At 42.2% G+C, this 9,002-nt stretch carries 5 protein-coding genes and 1 pseudogene; all 6 read right to left on the bottom strand.

Annotated elements, in window-relative coordinates:
• Positions 1 to 483: pseudogene (locus RTR76_RS04850) on the bottom strand (hypothetical protein); the annotation flags it as partial.
• Positions 484 to 587: 104 nt separating this feature from the next.
• On the bottom strand, positions 588 to 1,787 hold the full coding sequence (locus RTR76_RS04845) for an aminotransferase class I/II-fold pyridoxal phosphate-dependent enzyme (protein WP_396144314.1): 1,200 nt from the start codon (positions 1,785 to 1,787) through the stop codon (positions 588 to 590).
• 47 nt (positions 1,788 to 1,834) lie between these two features.
• Positions 1,835 to 3,631: a GTPase HflX gene (gene hflX, locus RTR76_RS04840; RefSeq protein ID WP_312517284.1), complete on the bottom strand. Its 1,797-nt coding sequence runs from the start codon at positions 3,629 to 3,631 to the stop codon at positions 1,835 to 1,837.
• A gap of 562 nt (positions 3,632 to 4,193) precedes the next feature.
• A complete protein-coding gene (locus tag RTR76_RS04835) occupies positions 4,194 to 6,071 on the bottom strand; it encodes a sigma 54-interacting transcriptional regulator (RefSeq protein ID WP_312517282.1) in 1,878 nt (625 codons plus the stop codon).
• A gap of 167 nt (positions 6,072 to 6,238) precedes the next feature.
• Entirely contained in the window at positions 6,239 to 8,161 is a 1,923-nt protein-coding gene (locus tag RTR76_RS04830) for an aconitate hydratase (protein ID WP_312517280.1), read from the bottom strand.
• 19 nt (positions 8,162 to 8,180) lie between these two features.
• Positions 8,181 to 8,804 carry an RraA family protein gene (locus RTR76_RS04825; protein WP_312517278.1) on the bottom strand — a complete coding sequence of 208 codons (624 nt, stop codon included), beginning with the start codon at positions 8,802 to 8,804 and terminating at the stop codon, positions 8,181 to 8,183.
• Between the last annotated feature and the right edge of the window lie 198 nt (positions 8,805 to 9,002).

The raw sequence follows: 9,002 nt of genomic DNA, 5'->3' as shown, positions 1-9,002 counted from the left end.
GACAGGCTCTTCTGCGGCTACCGGTTCTTCCACAACCGGTTCCGGAACGTTTCCGGCAACAGCAATCGGTACTTCACGAGCTTCGTGCTTTGAAATAACAGCTCCATGGGATGCAGTAATATAACTCATATCCTCTGCAAGGGTTGAGAAAGGCGGAGCTGTTGAGATAATTGGTGCTAGCTGTTCGCACATACTATTTTCATCAATAACATGTGTAGCAGAGTCTCCCTGAAATGAATCTTCGTAATAGGCAACAAAATAAGCAAATATAATTGCAAAGACAGCCAGCACGCCTATAGTTCCAGCTAATCCGGCAAAGCCTACGACAATTCGTGGAAGAATAAGGCTAAGAAACAATGAGCATACACCACAAAGTGCCAGTGGTTTGATTCCCAGGCGAACGCCCAGAATCCGATTAGCTAGTTGGTGCACAAACAGCGTGGTAATCACAATTGCGATCGTTGTAATTAGTGTATATTCCACACAATCCCACCAAACATGGTTTCTAGATACGGTTACTCATTCGACAAGATAAGTTTTTTTCCTGTCGAATCTAAGGCTTTACAGTAAATATGTAAAGAATTTTATTACTTTTTATCTAAAATTGCCGAAGCAGCTCCCATTACACCAAGAACAGCATGTTCAAAGGTTAAACCGCCTTGGAGATAAATGCTGTACGGAGCACGTAGAGGACCATCAGCACTAAGCTCAATTGATGAACCCTGAACAAATGTTCCCCCTGCCATAATCACAGCATCGGAATATCCCGGCATATCGCTAGGCTCTGGACGTACAAATGCATCAACAGGAGAATAGGTTTGCAGTCCCTGGCAAAAGGCTACCATTTTTTCAGGTGAACCTAATTGTATAGCCTGGATAATATCGCTGCGTTTTTCAGCAAAGGAAGGCGTTGTTTCATAGCCCAGCAAAGAAAATAAGGCAGCAGCAAAAATAGCCCCTTTGATCGATTGGGCAACAATATGGGGCGCTAAAAACAAGCCTTGGAAAAGCAGCCGGTTATCGCTAAGGGTCGCCCCTACATGACTTCCGATTCCCGGCGCTGTAAGACGGCAAGCAGCAAGTTCAACCAAATCGGCGCGGCCAGCTACATAGCCGCCGGCCGGAGCAATGCCACCGCCAGGATTTTTAATCAAAGAACCTGCCATTATATCAGCGCCTACTGCTGTCGGCTCTTGCGTGTCAACAAATTCTCCATAACAGTTATCAACAAAACAAATGCAGTCTGATTTAATCTGTTTGATATATGCACATAATTCAGCAATCTCCGTTATTTGTAAAGGATGACGCATACTATAGCCTCGTGAGCGTTGAATCAAGACTACTTTGGTCCGTTCTGTAATGGAATTTTTAATAGCCTCATAATCGACCTTGTCATTCACTAAGGGAATTTCATTATAATGTATGCCATACTCCTTAAGAGAGCCTACTGCCGGGCTTGCAGCACCAATTACAGTCTGCATAGTATCATAGGGTGCGCCAGTAACTGACAGTAATTCATCTCCCGGGCGTAAAATGCCAAATAGCACAGATGCCAAAGCATGGGTACCGGATACAAAATGACTCCGAACCAATGCTTTTTCTGCGCCGCATATTTTTGCCCATACTTCATCTAATTTATCCCGGCCAGCATCACCATACCCATAACCAGTTGTGGCGCGGAAATGATAATCTGATACTTGCGATTCGCGAAAAACCTGCAAAAGACGTTTGGTATTGTATTCGGATATTTGATCGACAACCGCGAAATAGGGCATTGATTGGCTCATTGCCTGGTCGCGGTACGATAAAAGGTCTGGTGAAAACTCGCTCACTTTTATTCATCTCCCGTGGAATAACAACTGAACCGGGTAATCATTTCGGGCGCAGCAGATAACGTGATATAAATACCCGTTTCACGGTATTCGGTACTCAAAACTTCCCCGATGTCATAAAGTTGTGAAATTATACCTGTGTCATTATAGGGTATTACCAATTCTATGTCAACTTTTGTTTGGCGGAGAGTTACTTGAATCAGCTCAAGCAATTCAGGTAGTCCAAGTCCGGATAAAGCAGATATACCGACACTGGTAGTTTCAGCTGCAATACGCTCTGCAATGGACGGATTATTCGCTGTATCCATTTTATTGTAAACAGTCAGCATCAACTTGTTGTCTGCTCCAAGTTTGCGCAGTACATCATAAACCGCTTTAATTTGCTCCTGGTAGCGCGAATGGCTGCCATCAACAATGTGCAGGACTAAATCGGCTTCCAATACTTCTTCCAAGGTTGCCCGAAAAGCGGCAACAAGCTGATGCGGAAGTTTCTGAATGAATCCGACAGTGTCTGTGATTAGAACTTCTTGCGAATTTGGTAAAGTTATGCGACGGGTAGTCGGATCAAGTGTGGCAAATAATTTATCCTCTGCCAAAACACCGGCAGAAGTTAATGCATTTAATAAAGTGGATTTTCCTGCATTTGTATAGCCCACTAGAGCAATAGTTGGAATGCGGCTGTTAAGACGTCGTTTGCGCTGGAGAATGCGTTGCTTTCGAATGGAGTCTATTTCCTGTTCAATATCACTTATGCGCGAGCGAATACGGCGTCTGTCAACTTCCAGTTTTGTTTCGCCCGGTCCCCTTGTACCAATACCGCCGCCAAGACGGGATAAAACTAACCCCTGACCGCCTAAGCGTGGTAAATTATAACGCAGTTGGGCAAGCTCAACTTGCAGCTTCCCTTCATGACTGCGGGCACGCTGAGCAAATATGTCAAGAATTAATGCTGTCCGGTCTACAATTTTACAGCCTAATGCTTGTTCGAGATTTCGCTGCTGCGCTGGCGACAGCTCATCGTCGAATATAATTACATTGGCTCGTTGCTCTTGCCGAAGTAAATTGATTTCTTCAACTTTACCCTTACCAATAAATAAAGCCGCGTCGGGCTTATCTCTCTTCTGCCAGGTCATTCCTGTTACAATTGCGCCAGCTGTTTCAGCCAGCTGTCTCAATTCATTAAGGGAGTCTTTTACTTCCCAGGCCCCCTGCCTCTCTACACCTACCAGAAAAGCCCGTTCAATAGAAACTAATTCGGTTGGTTGTGTTTGATCATCTAGCTGGCGTTCAATTTCCGAGGTTAAATATACAAGATCAATATGCAAGAAATCATCTGTTGTTAAGGGACCAACAGTCTGTACGGTGTAATCATCTTTATTTGTGCCGCTAATAAACCCAAAACTGATTTGCGTTGCTTTGCCATCTTGAACTCCGATTGCTGCCATCAGATCAAACCGCAGTTCTTTCAGTGACGCCACATCCAGGCTGCTGAGCTGACTATCTCCGCCTGGATGGGTATGTATGCAGCGAATACCGCTTAAGCGTGAATTTGCTCTACGTCCTTCTGCATCTGGCAGGCTTACTGTCCGGTTATCACCAACTGCGACATGGGTAATTTGTCCCCTTCTATTAACATACAAAGCTATTTCTCGTTTAATATCTTCCGTTAATCTTGCTAGTATAGTGGTTATTTCTTCAGTGATTGTTTGTCCAAATGGAATCTGCTGCTCATAAATTGCTTCCAATTGCATAATATAGCTTTTTTTCAGACCATTCGTATCTCCATAAATCTCAGCCATTTCGCTCACCTCATTATAATAGATTTGATTTTCTTATTCAAAATCCTGCCAATAGATAAGACTTGGTTTTTGTACCAAGTCTTATCTATCTCTCCAAATTGCTAATTGAGCTCATTAATAAAAAAAATACAATGATATATCCGACGACTGTCGACGTTTTCAGCCAATAGTTGGAGGCTGTGAGACCAGGCAGATAGGAACGTAATTTATAGGGGTTTAACATAATTAATTGAAAGAAAGTAATCATACTGGTGAAGGTGAAAAAGAAAGGATTAGGAAAATACCACATCCAGTATAAAAACCCTCCCCACACCATACAAACCATGCACAAAAAGAATCTACGCCGGGTGCTTTTGTATGTGGCCTCTCTTCTCTGTCTACGGGATATCTGCATCATATTCCCCCTTCTGATTATTATGAGAAGGAGGTTCTACTTTTATTCCAGTACCGGACATTGTCATGCTTATCCCGGCATAGTAAACAAATGCCCTTCAAAATCCAAAAAAATTACTGGAGGCTCTAGGCAGCCTTACGCAACCAAGGAGTAACCTCCTGTCCAATGTCATTTGGTTATACCTAGCCGGTTCATCTTTCGCCACAGGGTGGTTCGATTAACATGCAATGCTTTTGCTGCAGACGCAATAACACCATTGTTTTCATCCAATGCCTTTAAGATAGTTCGTGCCTCATCATTTTCAACCGCTCTGTTATCACTATCACTATCACTATCACTTTCAAACATTAAAAGTTGCGAAAGAAAGGTAGTAGATACCGTATCCTTTTTTGCTACAGCAACAACTCTTTCAATAACATTTCTTAATTGCCTCACATTTCCTGGCCAATCGTGGCTTTGAAGCAATTTCAATGCTCCACTGCTAAACTTAATGGTCTTATCAGCTTCCTGACACAGTTGTGATAAAAAGGTCTTAACATATAAGGGAATATCTTTTTTTCGTTTGCGCAGTGGAGGAATTCGCAAATTAAGTACGTTTAACCGATAAAATAAATCTTCTCTAAATTGTCCTTGTTTGACTAAATCACTTAGCTTCTTATTAGTTGCTGCAATGACTCTTACTGAAACAGGGATTACTTTATCACTGCCCAATCGTACAACAGATCGCTCCTGTAAGACTCGTAGCAGCCGCCCCTGATTGACGACGTCCATTTCACTAATCTCATCCAAGAATATGGTTCCAGTATGAGCTACCTCAAATAAACCAAGCTTCCCCTCTTTACTGGCTCCGGTAAAGGCTCCGCCTATATATCCGAACAACTCACTCTCAAGTAACTGAGCAGGTAATGCTGCGCAGTTGACAGCAACAAATGGTCCTTTTCTCTGCTTACTTTGATTGTGGATGCTTTGAGCAAACACTTCTTTCCCGGAACCCGTCTCACCAAGAATTAAAACATTGGCATTCGAATTTGAAAAGCTTCGCGCTAAATCAATCGTCATTTTTATTCCCGGATCTGAGCTATGAATATCTTTAAACGTATAGGAAGCTATATGTCCCTTAGAATAGATTTCCTTGCGAATACGGGATTCCATCATTTGTATTTTGGTAACATCCTGAAAGGTTGCAACAGCACCAATTGCTCCAGTACGGTATGTGATGGGTACCTTGTTGCATAATACTTGTATATTGTTTACGTATAAAAGTTGATTTCTTACTCCTACTCCGGTCACAATAACGTCTCGTAATTTTAGGCTAGGCCACACGACATCGATGTCAGTACCTATGTCAAATGTGATTGGTGATTTCAATATTTTTTTCGCTACAGGATTTATTGCTATCATCCTGCCAGTTTCATCTATAGAGACGATTCCTTCATATGCATAATCCAAAACCGTTGTGATCATACCGGACTTTCTTTTTTCGTGCTCAATTGTTACTAGCAAACTCTTCGCACTATTAAAAGCTTCAATATAAGCATGGCTGCCTGTCACAATTTCAACACATGGCAAGTTTCTTTTTTTTGCAGCACTAATAGTGGTAAAACCACCTAATAAAACATTTGCACCATCACGTAAGGCTTGATCAATCTGCTCATTAACTTGTTCGCGAGATTTTAAATAGTATTTTTTTATTTTTATGCCAATGGCAGTTTCTAGGCACTCAACTTGCTTAATCATGGAGGGAAATGAGACAACAGCCACTGTTCCGCCGTATTCACGTGCCTTCTCCAACGCTATTGCCAAATCAAAGCCTGATATCGGAATATCGATTACCGCGACACTAGGGCATGCATCTCTAATATTATAGGCTGATTCCCCCCGGGCAATTATGATCTCGACACCCTGTTCAACCAATTGCTTTGCTTTTATTACACCGTCCGCTAAAGAGCCTACCTCAAAAATAATTTCACTTAAAGATTCTGCAAATAGTATCTTGAGCTCATTTAGTTTATTATCATTGGGAGCTAAAATTGCGATTTTCTTCATTTTTCTTCACCTATCGATTGTATTCAGCTTAATTTTAAACGAAACAATACGAAACAGCAACTCCAGGTTTCCAGTAGTGCCTCACGGTCTCTTTACCCTTTTAATAACTAAAGCCCATCAGTTGATGAGCTTTAGTTATTGGGTATCATTTTCTCCTGATAGTTAAATTATGCCCGCAGCTTAATCCAATTAAGACGTCCACCTTTTTTTACTATTTCTAATTCTTCGCAGGTTAACGGACTCTTTACTAGTATATCCAGCTGCTTGCTCTTATTTGTAACAGTGGCACTATCCTGCTGTAGAATCGTTTCAAATTCTATAGTCAAATGGTCATCTTGATCTATTTTTTCATAATCAGCTTCATTTACAAACACCAGCGGTAAAATGCCAAAATTAACAAGATTAGCAAGATGAATACGGGCAAAACTTTTTGCGATAATCGTTTTTACGCCCAAATAACGCGGTGCAAGAGCAGCTTGCTCACGGCTGGAGCCTTGCCCATAGTTAACACCTGCAACGATAAAACCGCCACCAGCTTCTTGGGCACGTTTTGCAAAAGAAGCATCCACTACATGAAACACATACTTGGCAATTTCCGGGGTGTTATTCCGCATCGGCAAAAAATTTGCTCCTGCAGGCACAATATGATCTGTTGTTATATCCTCACCAAGTTTGATTAAGACCGGGCTGGAAATCACATCTGGCAACGCTTCTAAAACAGGTGGCGGACTAATGTTAGGACCTCGGCGTATTGAAATTTCCGATCTACTCTCTGAAGGATAGACGAACATATTGTCTTCAATCATAAATTTTTCCGGCATTTTATATTCAAATGGCGTTATGCCAAGCTTTCTAGGGTCCGTTATTACTCCGGTTATTGCAGAAGCTGCGGCAACTTCAGGCCCTACTAAATACACATTTCCACTCGGATGGCCGCACCTGCCTAAAAAATTACGGGTTGTTGTTCTAAGTGATATTCCATTTGTGGGCGGCGCAAATCCCGAACCGTTACAGGCTCCACAGCCTGACTCCAAAACGCGAACTCCACCTTTTATTACCTTCATAAAAGCTCCACGCGCAACGCTTTCAAGATAGACTTGCTTGCTTCCAATGTATAGCCCCGCATCTACACGAGGATGCACGGACTTATTCTCCAGCATAGTGGCAATGGACAATATATCTTGCAAAGAAGAATTTGCACAACTGCCAATTACAACTTGATCAACGGGTAGCCCTTCAACCTCACTAATAGGAACTACTCTATCCGGCTGATGGGGCAGTGCAATGAGCAGCTCTATCTGAGATAAATCGATTTCAATCACATCATCGTAGACAGCATCCGTATCCGCTGCTAAAGGGTGCCACTCACCTTCGCGGTTTTGTGCACGCATCCACGCTCTGGTAACTTCATCACTGGGAAAAATAGAGGATGTGGCGCCAGTTTCAGTTCCCATATTAGTAATAATCGCCCGCTCAGTAACATTAAGCGTACTAATTCCTGGTCCGGCGTACTCGTAGATTTTATTTACACCACCCTTAACCGTGACGCGACGCAATAGCTCAAGGACCACATTTTTTGCTGATACAAATGGCTGGAGTTTACCGGTAAGATTGACCTTGACTATTTGAGGCATCTTCAAAGAAAATGGCTCTCCTGCCATAGCCAACGCCACATCAAGCCCTCCTGCACCGAGTCCTAACATCCCAACACCGCCGGCAGCGGGTGTATGCGAGTCGCTTCCTAACAGCACCTTACCTGGTATATCAAAACGTTCCAAATGAACCTGATGACAAATTCCATTACCCATTCTGGAGGTTATGATCCCATGCTTAGCAGCTACATCCATTAAATATCGATGATCGTCTGAATTACGGAAATCTGCTTGTATTAAATTATGATCAATGTAACTTACCGCAAGCTCATTTTGAACACGATCCATACCAACTGCTTCAAATTGCAGATAAGCAGCAACACCATTAACATCGTGTGTAAGCGTTTGGTCTATTTTAATATGGATGGGCTCTCCGCGTTTCATTGCTCCACTAACTAAATGTGCTGAAATGATTTTTTCGGCTATCGTTTGTCCCATGAGAGGCACCTCTATCGTTTTAATTATTGCTTTTAAGCAGTACATCGATCCATTTAGCGGCTGCTTCCGGATTCCCTAAGACATTTTGAGCCCGCATATCATCTTTATTAAGCTTATCAGCTGCAGCTTGTAAAACAGCAGCCTCATTATCTTTTGGCACGACGACAACTCCATCGGCATCCCCTACAATAATATCACCAGGAGAAATTACTGTTCCGCCGCTGGAAATTGCTACATTTATTTCACCTGCCCCAAATTTTTTACTGCAGGCAAGCGTTCCCCCCTTACAAAAAACAGGGAACCCTGAATGCTTAATACTAAGTATGTCACGGATAGTGCCGTCAATGACGATACCTCCCAGACCTAGTGTGGCAGCCAATCCAATAACAAAATCTCCGGCAACTGCCGTATACAAAAAGCCCTTTGCATCAACTACGAGAATATCTCCCTGCTTTGCTTCACGAATCGCTCTTAGCAGCATCATATTGTCTCCTGCAGGAAGTCTGACGGTAAAAGCGCGTCCACTAATTTTATATTGTGCTTGTAATGGTTTGATCATTGGATCGAGGTTTCTTAGACCATCCATTGCATCTGAAATACAGGTAGCTGGAATTTCCCGAAATTTGTCAACAATACTTGTCATAGATATAGCTCCTTTTTGTGATCATTAAATATAAAGCAACAAACAATAGTACTTTATATTAATTTTCTAACATGCAAGTTATATTCCAAAGATTCTACTTGTCTATATATAGCCTCAAGGGCCTTATTTTACTTGAGATGATGACTTGTTTAGTTTTGCATTTCACATCACAGAATTAAGAACGAGGCAAATGTTGCA

This window comes from Anaerospora sp. (genome assembly GCF_032013335.1).
Lineage (GTDB): Bacteria > Bacillota > Negativicutes > Sporomusales > DSM-15969 > Anaerospora.
This window is presented reverse-complemented; position numbering and strand designations above follow the sequence as displayed.